The following is a 16,544-nucleotide window of genomic DNA, read 5'->3' on the forward strand; positions in this document are numbered from 1 at the left end:
TTATTTACGAACGAAGAAATCGACATTCTGAGGCTCTATTTTTATGATTTTAACATAATCAGGAACTTTGGTCATCAGGATAGGCAAGCTTTTCACTCGATTTTCAGCCCAATTATCCAGATCGACAATAGCTTCAAAATCGCGGGCAGTCCATTTGCTGAAATCCTTTAAAGAAACCAATGTCGTAACGGTCACCTTACTAGGAATAGTCCGGACCGAAGTATAGCGTCCTTCATTCTCTACTTTTATAGGAATTTCGATGATCTTTTCTGTCAATTCACCTATGGGAATGGTCACCTCCGCAAAGGTTGGATAGATCGTAACATTGGTACGTTGCTTTCTATTGATATTAGAAACTGTTCGGATATCGGTATGTACCTGCGTACCAAACACACTATCGGTCTCTAGAAACTCTATATTTGCAACATCTTCCAATGGCCCGGTAATCGTCACATATTCCGGACTGGTACGTGTAGGCCCAACCACACCATATTGTTTTTTAAAGCCAATATGCATTGGTACACGGACCGGAACTTTGCGCTGGGTCTGTTTGGAAAAATCAAAATACAAGGTATCCGGTCCCACACTGATGACTTGTTTATCTACGGGGAACTGTCTATTGATAAAACCGATCTGATTGGAAAAAACGATATAATTACGGCTGCTTAGACTACTTAGGTCAACCTGGATATTTGCCGTATCAGGGTTTAGACGGGACATTAGGACGTTCCAACCGCTCATTTTGATACGTACACTAACGGTATCTGATTGTAACGGGTGAAATGCTCGCTTCTCTGGTATATTGACATACTCAATTCCAGCCTTAACGGTAAAGGTGTATTTATTGGAAACAGCAATCAGCAACCAAGCGACAAAAGAAATAACAAGGCAACGTACGAAAATGGAAATTTTACGCCGTTGTATTTTATTTATTCTCCTTTGTTTCATCGGTAAATAATTATTACACGCTCTATAGTCGACATGGGGGGGGCTCTTTGTTCTACACTATTCGAACAAGCCTTCAAATCACCCCCACACAGCTTGTAGTACCTAGATTGTTTAAATACAAACTTAAAAAAAATGAGTTGTATTATCGAAAAAAAAGCCATTCAAAACATGAATGGCCTGTATTCTTTGCAGTAAGAGAAGTTAATCTTTCTTTACTTCTGTATTCGCAGCACGTGATGCATCTAAAGAGATTGCCGATTTGTCAAAACGCATTTTAACACCAGAACCTACATCGATCAAAAAAGTAGACTCACTAACCTCAACGATACGTCCATGTATACCCGCTGTAGTTACTACCTTCGAATTAACATCTAACTCCTGAATATATTTCTTGTGATCTTTCTGCTTTTTCATCTGCGGTCTGATCATGAAGAAATAAAATACAACAACGATTAAAATCATTGGTAAGAAACTCATGATTCCGCCACCACCTGCAGCTTGTAAAAAAAATGTTGATATCATTTTATTATTTATTTAGTTATTGATTACTGTTTTCTATTCTTCGACAACTCCTTTGATCTGGATTGTTGTCACTCTATTTTCTGCGTTAGAGCTTACTGTTACAATCTTCTGCTGATTGCCCACTTGCCCTAAACTATTAAAACTCACTTTAATCTCACCAACTTTGCCAGGCAAAACCGGCTCTTTGGTAAAATCTGGTGTAGTACACCCACAGGAGGCCGAAACCTGAGACAAGATAACCGGAGCAGCTCCCGTATTCTTGAACTTAAAGATATGTTCCACTACTGCTCCTTCTTTTACCTTACCAAAATCAAAGGCAGACTCCTCAAATTCGATAATCCCCTGCTGCTTGGAAGCTGTTGTATCAGTTGTGGAGGCTACAGGTTGTTCCACATTTTGTTCTGTCTTGGTCGCACTTTGATTACCGCAACCTACCAATAACCCAATGATGGCAAAAGCCAAAAGCGTGTTTTTAAATACCATAAGTTAATCTTTTAATCCCCTACCTGCTTTCCGAATACGTCCTTCTTTCGTTAAGTCAGCTAGGATCTTATCTAAAATACCATTAATAAAAGTATTACTCTTCAATGTACTGAACGACTTAGAAAGTTCAATATATTCATTTATTGTTACCTTCACCGGTATAGAGGGGAAGTTTATCAATTCACTGATTGCCATACGCATCAATAGAATGTCCATTAACGCAATACGATCAGCTTCCCAGTTCTTTGTTTTTGCCGCAATCAGAGCCTGATACTCTTCTCCGTAACGGATAGATGTCTTCAGTAACTCGGAAATAAACTCTTCATCTTCATCCCAGCTCGGTGTAAGATCGGCCAACTTATTTTGTGAAGGATTCTCTGAGCTAAAGTTTTTAAAGGTCTTAGCAATCATTGCCTGAAGAACTTCTTTGTCGACGGGCCAATTGATAAATTTATCCTCGAAAACCTGTTCAATATCTACAGATTTAAGTATTATTTTCTTGAAGATATATCTAATAATATCTTTCTCTGCATTGATACTGTGGTCCGTTGAAGCTAAATATTCCAAATAAGCTGGGGAATCCTTAAGCTGAGCAAAAATAGAACGAACAATCTCTGGGTCAAATCCCCAAGACACGTTATATTTTTTAACCAACTCCAAATATGTCCGATTTTGACGTAACGACTCAATAAAGGTGTTACTATTCAACTTTGCAGTTAAGATTTTATCCTGTTCGGTAGGCAGAAACTTAGCTGCACGACTCTCCTGATCCAAAACCACATACTCTGCTACCTCATCCAATAGGTTCAATGTCCAGATATACATCTCATTGACCTCTTCGACATTCTTGAAAAGTGCTTTTTCAAAACCTTTAACCTGTTTATCCTCGGATAAACTGTACGCGTAAAGCGTCTGCAATACCTTAACTCTAAGGTGTCTTCTGTTTAACATATGTAATAAGAACGATAATTTTATAAGAACGATAATCTAAGAATAGATCCTATCTCCTAAGCTTAGCCATATCTGAAATACGCTTTTCTGCCAACTGCTTGGCCGCTTGGAATGTAGTAATATCTTCTTCTCTAGACGTCTGTAAGACGTGGCGCGTAGCGCTATATATATTACGTATCAAAGACTCCGTACGATCCGTACCGTAGCCCTCTAACTCTGAATAACAACTAATCAACGCTCCTGAATTAATTAAAAAATCAGGGGTATAAAGGATATTGTGTTCTTTTAACAATTGAATAGTACGCTCCTCATCTTTCAATTGGTTATTGGCAGATCCTGCAATAATTTTGCATCGCATTTTGGGCACTGTATCCACATTAACTGTACCTCCTAATGCACAAGGGGCATACACATCAACATCCAATTCATAGCTCGTCGCGTATTGAATCGGCTCAGCTTTATACTTGGCAGCAACTTTCATCTTACGCTCTTCGGTCATGTCCGACACATAAACCCTTGCATTCTCGGCGCGCAACATGGAAACCAACTGCTCTCCTACTGACCCAACCCCCTGAACAGCAATCTTACGGCCGGCAAGGGAATCATCACCGTACAATTCCTTTATTGAAGCTTTAATTCCATAAAAAACACCACGAGCAGCAAAAACAGTAGTATCACCACCTCCATTCATAGAGGTAGGAAGCCCTGCTACGTAATCCGTCTCGGCATGAATATATTCTAAATCTTTTTGTGTGGTTCCGACATCGATGGAAGCGATAAAGTTACCGTTCAAACCTTTGACAAATTTGCCAAAGCGACGCATCAATACTTCAGATTTTTCGGTACGATTATTACCGATGATGACAGCACATCCACCTCCTAAGTTTAATCCAGCTAATGAAGATTTATAGGTGATTGCTTTCGATAGACGCAACGCATCCTCGACAGCCTCTCCTTCTGACTCGTAAGGTAGCATCCTAACTCCTCCAATAGCAGGACCTAGAGTCGTGTCATGAATTGCAATGATGGCCTTCAGGCCGACCGATGGGTCATTGCAAAAAAACAAATTCTGATGCTCTGAAGAGGCCATCAAATCGAAAACTGAAGCGTTTTGCATATCAAAAAAAATAATTCAAAAACTATTCTAAAAAGCTTCACAAAAATAAAAAATTAATTCGTTTTATCCGTGATTTATTGAAATATGTCGCTTTTACAGAATTATATGACGAATTAGAAAGAAACAGCCAAAAGATATTAAACCGAAACCATTACATTTGTAATAGAGACACAACATGAAAGAACTATCCTACCTCAATAAATATTTCTACAAATACAAATGGAGATTAATCCCAGGTGTAATCTTTGTTATTATTTCTAACTACTTTGGAATACTACCAGCAAAAGTAATACGCGAAGCTTTTGACCTAGTCAAGGAAAACATAGACTTATACAGGCTGTATGATGGTTTCGAACGCCAAAGCCTAATCTATCAAGTCTTCGGAAGCAGCTTACTTTTTTTCGGGGTTGTAGTCCTTGTACTCGCACTACTTAGAGGAATTTTTCTATTCTTGATGCGACAGTCGATCATACTTATCTCCAGACATATTGAATATGACCTAAAAAACGAGATATACAATCACTATCAAGAGCTGGATTTCTCTTTTTTCAGAAAGAACAACACGGGTGACCTAATGAATCGTGCTACGGAAGATGTAAACCAGGTTCGTAACTACCTTGGTCCAGCGATAATGTATGCCATCAACACGGTAACACTTTCTGTGATGATCATATATGCGATGTATGATGTAAATCCTACTTTGGCAACCTACGCACTATTGCCAATTCCAATAATATCATTGATTATTCTATTGGTAAACCGTATAATAAACAAGCGTAGTACCAAAATCCAAGCGCAACTGTCAAAACTCTCCTCTTTTGTGCAGGAAACATTCTCTGGTATACGGGTGATAAAAACCTATGTAAGAGAAGAACAAAAAATGGCTGAATTTGCACACGAGAGCAATGTCTATAGGAACAGTTCTCTTGACCTTGTAAAAGTACAAGCGATATTCTTTCCGCTAATTATATTCTTGGTAGGTTTCAGTACAATAATCACTGTGTATATCGGTGGTATCGAAGTCAACAAAGGAACTATCACTGCTGGTAATATAGCAGAGTTTATCATGTATGTAAATCAGCTTACCTTTCCCGCTATGGCATTAGCCTGGGTAACCTCGCTTATACAACGAGCAGCAGCCTCTCAAAAACGGATAAATGAGTTTTTGAACACAAAACCAGAAATCATCAGTGGAAAAATAACAGATCAACTAGCTGGAAATATCCGTATCAAAAACCTATCATTCACCTATCCCGAGACTGGTATTCAAGCACTGAACAATATAAACATCGATATAAAAGCAGGACAGACACTAGCGATAATCGGGAAGACTGGCTCTGGTAAATCGACACTGGCCAACCTCCTCCTGAGAATGTATGACGCCGACCAGGGCGAAATAACGTTTGATGGAAAAGACATAAAAGAATTGAATATAAAGTCACTACGTCATCAAATAGGCTTTGTTCCGCAACAGGTTTTTCTATTCTCGGACACTATTGCCAATAATATCGCCTTCGGCCTGGATACCTGTGAAATCGACAAAGTTGAAGTAGCAGCAAAAGATGCTGCTGTATATGAAAACATCGCTGCTTTTGAAGAGGGATTTCAGACTCACATAGGTGAACGGGGGCTAACACTTTCTGGTGGCCAAAAACAACGGTTGTCCATCGCCCGAGCATTGGTAAAAGATCCTCAAATGTTGATATTTGATGACTGTCTTTCTGCAGTCGACACTAAAACAGAAGAGGAGATACTGCACAACCTGGGACGTATCATGCGGAACAAAACAACAATATTTATAGCGCACCGTATCTCCACAATAAAGAACGCAGACCACATTATCGTTCTTGAAAATGGGAAAATAATAGAAGAAGGAAATCATAGCAGCTTATTAACGGCCAACGGAGAATATGCAGAACTATATGAAAAACAGTTACTGCAGAGTACGGAGTAACAATTGCAGCTTGCAATTCGGGTAATATTTAACTACCTTTCGGGAAGATACCAACCCACTTGTTCAGTTATGAGATATATTCTTTTAGCTCTTTTTACGTTGTCTTCAGCAAGCTTGATGGCGCAATTTGAGGGCACTCCTACAATAAGTCCCTCCGATTTTGAAACAAAAGTATATGATATAGATTCTAGTGCACACGCCATAACTCTCTTTGAACATGGCAAGACTCAGATTGATAAAAGCGAGTCCGATCGCTCCTTAATGGTATTCCACCACTACAAAACCCGACTCAAAATCCTAACAAAGGAGGGTTATGAACATGCTAACTTCACAATTCCATTGTATAAATATGGTTCTACCTTTGAATATATAACAAATATAAAAGCGACTACGTATAACCTTGTAAACGGTAAAATCGAAAACATCCCCCTCAAAAACAAAGACATCTTCCTTGAACATAAAAGCGATTTTGTAAAATTAAACAAATTTACGATGCCGGATATTCAGACTGGGTCGATAATAGAACTTGAATACACGTTGGTTTCTCCAGATATATTCAACTTTAGATCCTGGCAATTCCAAACAGATATTCCAAAACTAAAAAGTGACTATCGCGTACTGATCCCGGCTATATATAAATACAACATTACATTAAAAGGTCCACTAAAACTTTCTGACACAAAATCAAAACTACAACGCGAGTGCCTAGTTTTAAATGGCAACAAAATAGACTGCTCTGACATCACCTACTTTATGGAAAGTATACCAGCCTTCAAAGCGGAGGCTTATATGCTAGCTCCGAAAAACTACATTTCGGCTGTCAGCTTTGAGCTAGAAGAAATGGCTATGTCGGGGGGAGGTATCAAATCTTTTACAAAAAAATGGAGTGATGTCGACAGAGAACTCATGACAGATAAAGATTTTGGAGGACAATTAAAGAAAACAAATCTACTTGAGGAAACGCTGACCAAATTAGGAGACACCTCTTATAATCAACTTGATAAAGCTAAAAGTGTATTCAGATGGGTTCAAAAGAACATAAAATGGAACAATACATATGGAAAATATGCACAACATGGTATTGAAGACGCCTTGAAAAGCAAAAATGGAAACTCAGCAGATATCAACCTCACTCTGATCACGGCACTCAATGCAGCGGGCATAGAATCCTACCCTATCCTTGTTTCTACACGAGATAACGGACTACCGAACAGCCTCCATCCCGTTATCTCTGATTTTAATTATGTAATAGCAGGAGTTAAAATCCAGGACCAAACCTACCTAGCAGATGCGACAGACCCTCTACTTCCTTTTGGCCAACTTCCTATGCGCTGTATTAACGAAAAAGGTCGGATTATTTTTTCTAAAAAATCCTCGGAATGGATTCCTTTAATCAACAATCAAATATCATCAACTCATTACAATTTCGATGGTTCACTAGAGCCTAGCGGTGTGTTAAAAGGTAACCTCACTATAATGTACAACGGAATGGATGCCGTAAGTAAACGCAGAAACATACTTGAGTATCCTTCAGCAGAAGAATACCAGGAAGCTATTGACGAGCAATTGACAAGTATGACTGTAAAAGAACTCAACATAGAAAATCTGGATAACAATGAAATTTCTCTTATTGAAAACTTCGCTATAGAAATCAAACTGTGCGATGAAATAAAAGGAAACACCTTCTATTTCAACCCTATATTTATAAACCGAACTATAAAAAACCCTTTTAATCTCGATGAAAGAAACTACCATGTAGATATAGGTTCAAGGAGAGATGAGAGTCATACAATAACAATAAAGCTTCCCAAAGGAAGCAATATAAAGACCTCACCAAAAAATGTAAGTTTTGTATTACCGGAGGCTACGGCCCGTTACAACTATAAAAGTGAACTCATAGACGATAGCCTACATGTTGCGCAGCATCTATCACTTAAAAAAGCTATATACAATACAGATGAATATTTCGGATTAAAAGAGTTGTTTTCAAGAGTTATACAACAGCTAAAGATAGACCATTCATTCAATTACAATGCTAATGCTTCTCTATAGAATTATTTTCACCCTATTAATGACTTCTTGCATCCTAAAAGCAGATGCTCAAAAATACATGGTGACGGACATATCAAAAGATCTCTTAAGCCGCGCTAATGCTGTCGTACAAGAAGAGCATATATCCTTTGATGTAGATTATTCAAACGCATTACAAACCGTTCGCAAAGTGATAACAATACTTAACAAAGCAGGAGAAAAACATGCAGAACTGGTTTTATACTATGACAAAAGCAAAACAATCAAAGATATCAAGGGGCAGATCCTAGATGAGTTCGGCAATCAAATTAACAAATTCAATCAGAAGGATTTCAAAGATTACAGTGCAACAAGTCAAGTCAGTATGTTTGATGATATACGGTTCAAACATTATACCCCAAACTCACATACCTTCCCTTATACCATTGTATATAGCTATGAGGTAAAACACAACCAAAACCTATTTATTCCGTACTGGCAACCGGACTACCTGTCTGATCTTGCTGTTATCAGTAGTACATATGAGCTAAGCTGTAAACCAGATCAATCTTTGCGGATAAAAGCGGAGAATACACCTCAATCTGCTCATATAACGACAACAGAAAAATCGAAAACTTATAAATGGACTGCAAAAAATATAAAAGCACGAAAAGAAGAACCCCTAAAACCATTTGATCGGCAAGATGCCATCTTGGTCAAGGCTGTCCCTGAAAACTTTCACTACTTCAGAAAAAAAGGAACTGTAAAAAACTGGTCTGATTTTGGAAAATGGATGTATGAAAATCTTCTGATGGGTAAGCAAGAACTATCTCCCGAAACTAAAAATAAGGTAAAAGAACTTACAGCACATCTAGATTCAGACAAGGAAAAAGCTAAAGTACTATTCGCCTATATGCAGAGTAAAACACGATATGTTAGTATACAAATAGGAATCGGAGGGCTTGAGCCTTATCCAGCTTCTTACGTAGAACAACTTGGATATGGAGACTGTAAAGCTCTCGTAAATTACACCCAAGCCTTATTAAAAGAAGCGGGTATCGAATCTCTATACTGCATTGTAGAGGCTGGTCATCAAAAAAAAAATCTAGATATTGATTTTGCAAATGCCGTTGATGGTAATCATATTATACTATGCCTTCCTTTAGAAAAAGACACGACCTGGATTGAGTGTACAAGTAACAAACACCCCTTCGGTTACCTCGGCGAATTTACGGACGACAGGCTAGTTCTTGCTTGCACGCCTGACGGAGGGAAAATACTGCGAACAACTCAATATCCCTCGACTAAGAATTTGCAAAGCCGAACAGGACATATTAACATACGACAGACAGGTAATATCGAAGGAAGTATAACAACAAGATTTACCGGAACTCAATTTGACAATCATTTTGAAAATGTCTCTAAGGTGCAACGTGAACGACAAGAATTACTAAAGCGTTTTTATGACATTGACAACATTAGCTTTTCAAATAATGCGTATAGCATAGAAGATCAGACAGAACCGACAGTTATTGAAAAAATGGACATCTTTATAAAAAACTATATTGCAAAGAATAAGGATCAGCTTGTATTCCATCCAAATATTTTCAATGTAGCCAAAGCTATCCCTGAATCAAAAAACAGGATAAATCCCCTTCGCATCAACCGGGGCTATACAGATATTGATAGCATTAGTTATAGTATGGACGAGAAGATTAAAGATGGATTTCAGCCGATAACGAAAGTTATAAACTCTCCTATGGGTACCTATCATCTTAGAATCAGCTTGAAAGATGATAAGCTTCTATATTATCGTAAACTAGAAGTTAAAGAAGGTACTTACCAACCCGAAAGCTATGTACAATTCTACAACTTTATGCGAGAGGTTTCGGAATCTGATCGGGGAAAGTTTACGCTTACACTTGCAACAGATTAATATTTTTATATCTTTGCATCAGCTAATGGGGAATTAGCTCAGTTGGCTAGAGCGCTTGCCTGGCAGGCAAGAGGTCATCGGTTCGAATCCGTTATTCTCCACAACTAAAAAGGGCAGATTTTAAAAAATCTGCCCTTTTCTATTTCCCTTAAAATGTCTTACCTGAATTGCCAGATCCGCGCTTACCTCCAAAAGAACGTCCTCTACTTGAAGAAGCCCCTCCTCTACCATCTGATGAAGATTGTCCCCGTCCACCTGAAGACTGACCACGACTATTTGACGAAGTTTTCTTCTTATGACGATAATCAGGCTTCGCACCTGGTTTAGGCTGTTCTGCTTTCCCTTTAGTCTTTCCTTTACCAGATTCTAACGTTGCCTTTGCAAGAAACTGTGGAGACATGCTCAAGTCTTCCATTCGTTTTACAGGAAGCTCAAAGCCAATGGTAAACTGTATATCTTTGATGTACGGGATCTCCTCCACATCGCAAAGCGAAATCGCGAAGCCCTCTGCTCCCGCCCTACCAGAACGCCCGATACGATGTACATAAGCATCAGGCATATTAGGGATTTCATAATTGATAACATATTTTAAAAGATCAATATCGATTCCTCTTGCTGCAATATCTGTTGCCACCAAAACACGAATCTCTTTCTTTTTGAAACCTTCTAACGCATTCTGACGTGCATTTTGAGATTTGTTACCGTGTATGGCTGCTGCAGAAATATCTTGTCTATGCAGCAATTTCACTAAGCGATCTGCACCGTGTTTGGTACGGGTAAAGACGAGCACATTATCATCTACTTCTTTTTTCAACAAATACATCAATGCCTTCGGCTTATTCGCCTTCTCTATATAGTACAGAGTCTGTTGAATGGTTTCTGCGGTTGTAGATTCTGGAGTAACCTCAACTTTGACAGGGTTTGTCAAGATACTATCTGCCAAAGACTGTATTGCTTTAGGCATAGTAGCTGAGAAAAACAAAGTCTGGCGTTTATCTGGTATAGCATTTAACACACGCTTGACATCGTGTATAAAGCCCATGTCCAACATCCGATCTGCTTCATCCAATACAAAGATTTCTATCTGATTGATCGATAAGATACGCTGATTCATTAAATCTAAAAGTCGACCTGGAGTCGCAATTAAAATATCTACCCCCTGACGAATTTCATTGACCTGGCTAAACTGGTTGACCCCACCAAAAATAACGGTATGTCTTAATTTAAGATTCTTACCGTAATCACTAAAAGATTCACCAATCTGTATTGCCAACTCACGGGTTGGAGTCAGAATCAACGAGCGGATGGTGCCGCGCTTAAGCCCCTGAGGCCTATTATTATTAAGTAATTGCAAAATAGGTATTGCAAAAGCAGCAGTCTTGCCCGTACCAGTCTGTGCACACCCCAACAAATCCTTACCTTTAAGCACCTCAGGAATAGCCTGCTCTTGGATAGGTGTCGGATTCTCATATCCCAGCGCCTCTACAGCGGCCAATATAGGCGAGCTGATTTTTAAATCATTGAACGTTTTCATCAATATGTTCTATAGTAAAACAAACCCTCTTGTAATAACAATCTAAATAGTTATGAAAATGTCTCGAGGGTTTGTCATGTTCATTGAAAACAAAACACTTTCAGAAAAAACTTTCATGATTCCTCTGAATCACCAACAGACATGAAAGTTCTTGATGTCCATTAAAAACAGACACTTTCAGAAAAAAAAGCCGCCAAGGAACACTTAGCGGCTTTTAAATAGGATTAAACTAAACCTTAGTTTTGCTCAGCAGGAACTACTGAAACATAAGATTTATTATTTGCTTTTTTACGGAAAACAACTGTTCCATCAACTAAAGCAAATAAAGTGTGGTCTTTACCAACACCTACGTTAGTATCTGGATTGTGTACAGTACCACGTTGGCGAACGATAATGTTACCAGCGATAGCTTTCTGACCACCGAAAATCTTGATACCTAATCTCTTACTATGTGACTCACGGCCGTTCTTGGAACTACCCGCACCTTTTTTATGTGCCATTTCTTTATCTTAATTTATGACTTGCGTCAGGATTAAAAATTCGATTATAAACTGATACCAGTAATCTGGATTTTAGTGAATTGTTGACGGTGACCGTTTTTCTTTTTGTATCCTTTACGGCGTTTTTTCTTGAAAACGATTACTTTATCACCTTTCAAATGAGACAAAATCGTAGCTGAAACTTTAGCTCCTGAGATACTTGGAGTACCTACAGTGAATTTACCACCGTTTTCGGCCAACAACACATTGTCAAATTCAATACTAGCGCCTTCTTCTCCCTGTAAACGGTGTACAAAAAGATACTGGTCTTTTGCAACCTTAAATTGCTGCCCTGCTATATTTACTATTGCGTACATTGTTATTTATTAAAATGTTAATTATTTAATGAACCGCAAAGATAGATTATTATATTCAATACTGCAATTTTTTTTCAAAAAGCATCACCTCGGTACTGGAGAAAATTAAAAGAGCTCCTTGTTGGAGCTCTTCAATATACTTAAATAATTCATCTTATTTAACCTCGATCAGGCGTTTGGCCACAATAGCCTCTTCTTTCTTTCCAATCTTGACCTGCAACACTCCATCCACATAAACTGCATCAATATCACTGTAATTCACAGTCTCAGGCAAAGTAAAGGACCTAGAGAAAGAACTGTAGCTATATTCTTTTTTACTATACAGCTTATCATCAGATACTGACTCTTCAACTTTATCTACACTGATAGAGATAATATTCTTATCTACATTGATTTTAAAATCAGACTTCTGTAATCCAGGAGCCGCCAATTCTATTGCAAAAGCCTCGGTTGTCTCCGTGATATTTACCGCTGGAATACGTGTTACCAAACGATCAGAGATAAATGAATCGTTAAAAAGATTGTCAAATACACTATTAACAAATGGATTTACACCGTCTGTGTTTACTGTTTTTGTAGGGAATTTAATTAATGCCATTTTCTTGTCCTCCAATTATTTTTATTTTTTAATTATATACTAAACTTATACAGTCAGTCTATTTCAATAAAAATACCAAACATAAAAACAAGACATTTTGACACAGCAAAACAAATAGAAAAGACAAAATGTCATCAAAAGCATTTTAAAAAGCCCTGAAACCTGTCAATCAATCCTTTACAAACTGCAGAGCTACCTCCGAATTTGCCAAGTCCCCACCAAAAGCTGGATTAATCTTTTTGATAACTACATTGACCTTCTGGGCAAAATTGAACCTTTTTAGAATCAAATCAAGCATATCTTCCAACGCGGACTCCAACAATTTGCGTTTAGGACTCATCACTTCTAAAAGAATCTGATAAAGCTCCTCATAATTAATAGTATTCTTTAAATCTTCAGCGTCTGAGTTCTCGAAGGGGAAAAACACATCCACACTTACATAAAACTCGTTTCCGACAACCTGTTCTTCTTCATAATAACCAATTGGCGAATAAAATCGCACCTCCCGTAGGGAGACCTTCTGTGTAATCATAATATTAAAATTACACAATTTTTAAATTAATACATGCGAAATACAATACATTTAGCTTGCAGCCTAATATTACAAGTTCTCCACCACAACAGAACAAGTCCTACCGAAACTCAAAAAGGCTTGTAAAACATTTTTGACGTTAGCAATTATATTCACACAATTAGCTAATTTCGCCAGCAGGCAATGCCTATTAAAGACTCCATCTAACAAAAAACAAACAGATGAAAAAATTATTGTTATTACTACTGCTCGGTTCAACTTATGCCTATGGCCAACGGAGTTTCACTATAGATGAAACGGTATTCGGCCCAAGCAAATTTTCACCAAAGAATCTATTTGGTCAAAAGTGGGTAAAGGGGACAGATGCTTTTTCACACTTAGACGCTTCGTATCAAAACTTAATGATACGCCCATCAAAAGATAATTGGCAGAGCAAAGAGCTCGTTTCGATTGCAGAACTACAGACTGCATTAACAAAAACTATCCCTAATGAACAGTTCTTTCTGAGAACTTTCCCCACACAGTACGAATGGCAAGATGCCAACACACTAACATTTACAGTGAATGGAAAAGAAACTGTATATGGCATAGCATATAATGTCACCAAAAAGGATATACAGATTACGTCCAATGTACCCAGCACAGCTACAAACATAGAGTACAGCGCATCGAATGCACAGACCGCTTATCTAATCGGCAACAATATCGAAATCACAACTGCAAACGGGGAGAAAATACAGGTTACCAAAGACACGGTAAATGGTATTGTAAACGGCAGTGAGTTTACCCATAGACAGGAATTTGGAATCACAAAAGGAATGTGGTGGTCTCCGGATGACCAAAAACTGCTTTACTATCGTAAAGACGAAACAATGGTAACCAAATATCCATTACCACAATGGGACACACGTGTTGCTACAATAAAAGACATCCGTTACCCTATGGCCGGAATGAAAAATGAAGAAGTGACCTTAAACATCTTCAATACACAGACAGGTCACTACACCACACTACAGACTGGAACTCCAAAAGAACAGTACCTGACTATAGCTTCATGGGACCCAAACAATGAGTATGTCTATGTAGGAATTCTAAACCGGGGACAAGACCACCTAAAGCTCAACAAGTATAATGCAAAATCCGGCGAACTTGTTAAAACACTTTTTGAAGAGAAATCAACGACATGGGTAGAACCTCAACATGCATTGATCTTTACACCAGGCAACTCGAAGCAGTTTTTATACCAAACGGACAGAGACGGATACAACCAACTATATCTATATGATACGCAGGGGACATTGATCCGTCATCTCGGACATAACGATGTCAGTGTAATCGATTTCAAAGGTTTTGACAGCAAAGGAACAAAAGCGTATTATATAGGAACAATCAATAATGGAATGGAACGCCAGCTGTTTGAAGTAGAGCTAAAGAGTGGCAAGACGACCCAACTGACCCAGAAAAATGGGACACACAACGCTTCTATCAGTGACAGTGGAAACTTTATCCTTGATCAATACAGCAATCTGACTACTCCCAATAAAATAGAAGTAATAACAAAGAAGGATGGCAAGTCAACTAATATATTAACTGCCGAAAACCCTTTCACTGGTCAAATAGATATCCCGAAAATTGAGTTTAAAACTTTTGTCTCACCCGATGGGAAAACCCCTTTAAACGCTAGGATCATCTACCCTGCGAACTTTGACTCTTCAAAAAAGTATCCGGTTATGTTGTACCTATACGGAGGATCACATGCTCAACTCGTTACCGACAGGTGGCTAGGAGCCGCAGGTTATTTTGATATGTTCATGGCTCAGAAAGGATATGTTGTTTTCACATTGGACAATAGAGGTTCTGATGCCCGCGGCAGAGATTTCACACGCGTGACGCACCGCAACCTAGGTGAATCAGAAATGGCTGATCAACTGGTCGGTATTGAATACCTAAAATCTCTTCCTTATGTAGATAGCGATAATATGGGGATATTCGGATGGAGCTACGGTGGCTTCATGACCACATCTTTAATGACCAAACACAACGATATCTTTAAAGCTGCTGTAGCAGGAGGACCAGTAATGGACTGGAAATACTACGAAGCGATGTATGGCGAACGCTATATGGACACACCGGAAGAAAATCCTGAGGGATACAAAAAGACCTCGCTGTTAAATAAAGCAAACAAGCTAAATGGTCACCTTCTGATAATCCATGGTGCCCAGGACCCTGTTGTAGTACAACAACATATTATGGACTTTGTAGAACAATGTATAAAAGCAGGAAAACAAGTGGACTACTTTCTATACCCTAAACACGAGCACAATGTAAGTGGCAGGGATAGAATCCATATGTATGATAAAATCGCTAAGTATTTTGATCTACATCTGAAGAAGTAAAGCTTAAGTAAATAAAAAAGGGATTGCACATTTTGCAATCCCATTTTTATTATCGTTCTTTCCGCTTAGAAAGTATAACGAGCAGTTACACCGCCATTTGCATAGAAACCATTATAGTGTCCTGCACCATTTACAACGTGGATGGTAGGTCTGATATCTGCAGAGAAAGCAAAAGGAGCACTTTTCAACTTGTAATCAACACCTCCTGTAGGGAAGATACCTGCGCTAAAGCCCTTAACTTCATCAATATTAGAGAAAGTATTAGACAATACTGCACCACCACCTACGAACCATTTGAATCCATCGATATTTCCGATAGGGAAATGATGCTGATAAGCACCTGAAAGTGCTAAATTCGTAAAACTCTTTCCAGCGAATTTATCTGAATCAAAACCTAAGTTAAATTCCAAAGCAGCAGGCTGTTTGATAAATGTCTTAAAAGACGCAGAAATCACGTCATAGTAACCAGAACCTAAACGGATACCGATAGAGTTCTTGTAATCCTGAGCCTGAGAAGCTCCTGCAACTAATAACGCTACTAATGCTAAAGTAAATTTTTTCATAAAGTTGTATTTATAGTTTTTCTTAAAATTTCGTCGAAGATAAAGCAAATAATGTACCATTCCAGTACATATTTCAAAAACTCCTATTTATCGGATACATGTTTAACAAAACATTCTTGCCTATATCAAAAAATAAATATAACT

At 38.3% G+C, this 16,544-nt stretch carries 15 protein-coding genes and 1 tRNA gene; 5 read left to right on the top strand and 11 right to left on the bottom strand.

Annotation, left to right across the window (positions count from 1 at the left end; translation table 11 throughout):
- The 5 genes from CLV99_RS01485 to CLV99_RS01505 form a co-directional block, all read right to left on the bottom strand.
- Window positions 1-948 carry a CdaR family protein gene (locus tag CLV99_RS01485; RefSeq protein WP_133582719.1) on the bottom strand — a complete coding sequence of 316 codons (948 nt, stop codon included), beginning with the start codon at window positions 946-948 and terminating at the stop codon, window positions 1-3.
- Between the two features lie 201 nt (window positions 949-1,149).
- The gene (yajC, locus tag CLV99_RS01490) at window positions 1,150-1,470 is read right to left on the bottom strand and encodes a preprotein translocase subunit YajC (RefSeq protein WP_133582720.1); all 321 of its coding nucleotides are present in this window, start codon (window positions 1,468-1,470) and stop codon (window positions 1,150-1,152) included.
- A gap of 33 nt (window positions 1,471-1,503) precedes the next feature.
- Complete coding sequence (locus CLV99_RS01495; protein ID WP_133582721.1) at window positions 1,504-1,953, bottom strand: DUF1573 domain-containing protein; 450 nt, start codon at window positions 1,951-1,953, stop codon at window positions 1,504-1,506.
- A 3-nt stretch (window positions 1,954-1,956) separates the two neighbouring features.
- Window positions 1,957-2,904: a transcription antitermination factor NusB gene (gene nusB / locus CLV99_RS01500; protein ID WP_162849974.1), complete on the bottom strand. Its 948-nt coding sequence runs from the start codon at window positions 2,902-2,904 to the stop codon at window positions 1,957-1,959.
- A gap of 49 nt (window positions 2,905-2,953) precedes the next feature.
- Window positions 2,954-4,021, bottom strand: a complete 1,068-nt coding sequence (locus CLV99_RS01505) for a Glu/Leu/Phe/Val family dehydrogenase (RefSeq protein WP_133582722.1) — start codon at window positions 4,019-4,021, stop codon at window positions 2,954-2,956.
- A 175-nt stretch (window positions 4,022-4,196) separates the two neighbouring features.
- Here CLV99_RS01505 and CLV99_RS01510 point away from each other — a divergent pair, with 175 nt between their 5' ends.
- The 4 genes from CLV99_RS01510 to CLV99_RS01525 all read left to right on the top strand — a co-directional run bounded on the left by CLV99_RS01510 (window position 4,197) and on the right by CLV99_RS01525 (window position 10,022).
- Window positions 4,197-5,975 (top strand): ABC transporter ATP-binding protein, encoded by a 1,779-nt coding sequence (locus tag CLV99_RS01510; protein ID WP_133582723.1) that lies wholly within the window; start codon window positions 4,197-4,199, stop codon window positions 5,973-5,975.
- Between the two features lie 69 nt (window positions 5,976-6,044).
- Entirely contained in the window at window positions 6,045-8,027 is a 1,983-nt protein-coding gene (locus tag CLV99_RS01515; RefSeq protein WP_133582724.1) for a DUF3857 and transglutaminase domain-containing protein, read from the top strand.
- Entirely contained in the window at window positions 8,014-9,921 is a 1,908-nt protein-coding gene (locus CLV99_RS01520) for a DUF3857 domain-containing protein (RefSeq protein ID WP_162849975.1), read from the top strand. Before CLV99_RS01515 ends, CLV99_RS01520 begins: the two co-directional genes overlap by 14 nt.
- A gap of 27 nt (window positions 9,922-9,948) precedes the next feature.
- Window positions 9,949-10,022 (top strand) — tRNA-Ala (locus CLV99_RS01525).
- Window positions 10,023-10,069: 47 nt separating this feature from the next.
- Here CLV99_RS01525 and CLV99_RS01530 read toward each other — a convergent pair.
- From CLV99_RS01530 to CLV99_RS01550, 5 genes are all read right to left on the bottom strand, one after another.
- The gene (locus tag CLV99_RS01530; RefSeq protein WP_133582726.1) at window positions 10,070-11,455 is read right to left on the bottom strand and encodes a DEAD/DEAH box helicase; all 1,386 of its coding nucleotides are present in this window, start codon (window positions 11,453-11,455) and stop codon (window positions 10,070-10,072) included.
- A gap of 236 nt (window positions 11,456-11,691) precedes the next feature.
- Entirely contained in the window at window positions 11,692-11,955 is a 264-nt protein-coding gene (gene rpmA / locus CLV99_RS01535; protein WP_133582727.1) for a 50S ribosomal protein L27, read from the bottom strand.
- A 44-nt stretch (window positions 11,956-11,999) separates the two neighbouring features.
- The gene (gene rplU, locus CLV99_RS01540; protein ID WP_133582728.1) at window positions 12,000-12,311 is read right to left on the bottom strand and encodes a 50S ribosomal protein L21; all 312 of its coding nucleotides are present in this window, start codon (window positions 12,309-12,311) and stop codon (window positions 12,000-12,002) included.
- A 154-nt stretch (window positions 12,312-12,465) separates the two neighbouring features.
- The gene (locus CLV99_RS01545) at window positions 12,466-12,909 is read right to left on the bottom strand and encodes an Hsp20/alpha crystallin family protein (protein WP_133582729.1); all 444 of its coding nucleotides are present in this window, start codon (window positions 12,907-12,909) and stop codon (window positions 12,466-12,468) included.
- Window positions 12,910-13,078: 169 nt separating this feature from the next.
- Window positions 13,079-13,441 (bottom strand): dihydroneopterin aldolase, encoded by a 363-nt coding sequence (locus CLV99_RS01550; protein ID WP_133582730.1) that lies wholly within the window; start codon window positions 13,439-13,441, stop codon window positions 13,079-13,081.
- Between the two features lie 221 nt (window positions 13,442-13,662).
- Here CLV99_RS01550 and CLV99_RS01555 point away from each other — a divergent pair, with 221 nt between their 5' ends.
- On the top strand, window positions 13,663-15,837 hold the full coding sequence (locus tag CLV99_RS01555) for a S9 family peptidase (RefSeq protein ID WP_133582731.1): 2,175 nt from the start codon (window positions 13,663-13,665) through the stop codon (window positions 15,835-15,837).
- Window positions 15,838-15,902: 65 nt separating this feature from the next.
- Here the strand turns inward: CLV99_RS01555 and CLV99_RS01560 are convergent, their stop codons facing one another.
- Window positions 15,903-16,400: a hypothetical protein gene (locus CLV99_RS01560; protein ID WP_031301836.1), complete on the bottom strand. Its 498-nt coding sequence runs from the start codon at window positions 16,398-16,400 to the stop codon at window positions 15,903-15,905.
- Between the last annotated feature and the right edge of the window lie 144 nt (window positions 16,401-16,544).

Origin of the sequence: Sphingobacterium yanglingense, from assembly GCF_004363245.1 — a bacterium.
In the GTDB taxonomy this organism is placed as follows: Bacteria; Bacteroidota; Bacteroidia; order Sphingobacteriales; family Sphingobacteriaceae; genus Sphingobacterium; species Sphingobacterium yanglingense.

What these genes read in the sequence shown, in the direction of transcription:
- CLV99_RS01560 (WP_031301836.1), bottom strand. Translation starts at nt 16,400, where the DNA reads ATGAAAAAATTTACTTTAGCATTAGTAGCGTTATTAGTTGCAGGAGCT.
- CLV99_RS01555 (WP_133582731.1), top strand. Translation starts at nt 13,663, where the DNA reads ATGAAAAAATTATTGTTATTACTACTGCTCGGTTCAACTTATGCCTAT.
- rpmA (WP_133582727.1), bottom strand. Translation starts at nt 11,955, where the DNA reads ATGGCACATAAAAAAGGTGCGGGTAGTTCCAAGAACGGCCGTGAGTCA.
- CLV99_RS01495 (WP_133582721.1), bottom strand. Translation starts at nt 1,953, where the DNA reads ATGGTATTTAAAAACACGCTTTTGGCTTTTGCCATCATTGGGTTATTG.
- CLV99_RS01485 (WP_133582719.1), bottom strand. Translation starts at nt 948, where the DNA reads ATGAAACAAAGGAGAATAAATAAAATACAACGGCGTAAAATTTCCATT.
- yajC (WP_133582720.1), bottom strand. Translation starts at nt 1,470, where the DNA reads ATGATATCAACATTTTTTTTACAAGCTGCAGGTGGTGGCGGAATCATG.
- CLV99_RS01545 (WP_133582729.1), bottom strand. Translation starts at nt 12,909, where the DNA reads ATGGCATTAATTAAATTCCCTACAAAAACAGTAAACACAGACGGTGTA.
- CLV99_RS01550 (WP_133582730.1), bottom strand. Translation starts at nt 13,441, where the DNA reads ATGATTACACAGAAGGTCTCCCTACGGGAGGTGCGATTTTATTCGCCA.
- rplU (WP_133582728.1), bottom strand. Translation starts at nt 12,311, where the DNA reads ATGTACGCAATAGTAAATATAGCAGGGCAGCAATTTAAGGTTGCAAAA.
- nusB (WP_162849974.1), bottom strand. Translation starts at nt 2,904, where the DNA reads ATGTTAAACAGAAGACACCTTAGAGTTAAGGTATTGCAGACGCTTTAC.
- CLV99_RS01515 (WP_133582724.1), top strand. Translation starts at nt 6,045, where the DNA reads ATGAGATATATTCTTTTAGCTCTTTTTACGTTGTCTTCAGCAAGCTTG.
- CLV99_RS01510 (WP_133582723.1), top strand. Translation starts at nt 4,197, where the DNA reads ATGAAAGAACTATCCTACCTCAATAAATATTTCTACAAATACAAATGG.
- CLV99_RS01530 (WP_133582726.1), bottom strand. Translation starts at nt 11,455, where the DNA reads ATGAAAACGTTCAATGATTTAAAAATCAGCTCGCCTATATTGGCCGCT.
- CLV99_RS01505 (WP_133582722.1), bottom strand. Translation starts at nt 4,021, where the DNA reads ATGCAAAACGCTTCAGTTTTCGATTTGATGGCCTCTTCAGAGCATCAG.
- CLV99_RS01520 (WP_162849975.1), top strand. Translation starts at nt 8,014, where the DNA reads ATGCTTCTCTATAGAATTATTTTCACCCTATTAATGACTTCTTGCATC.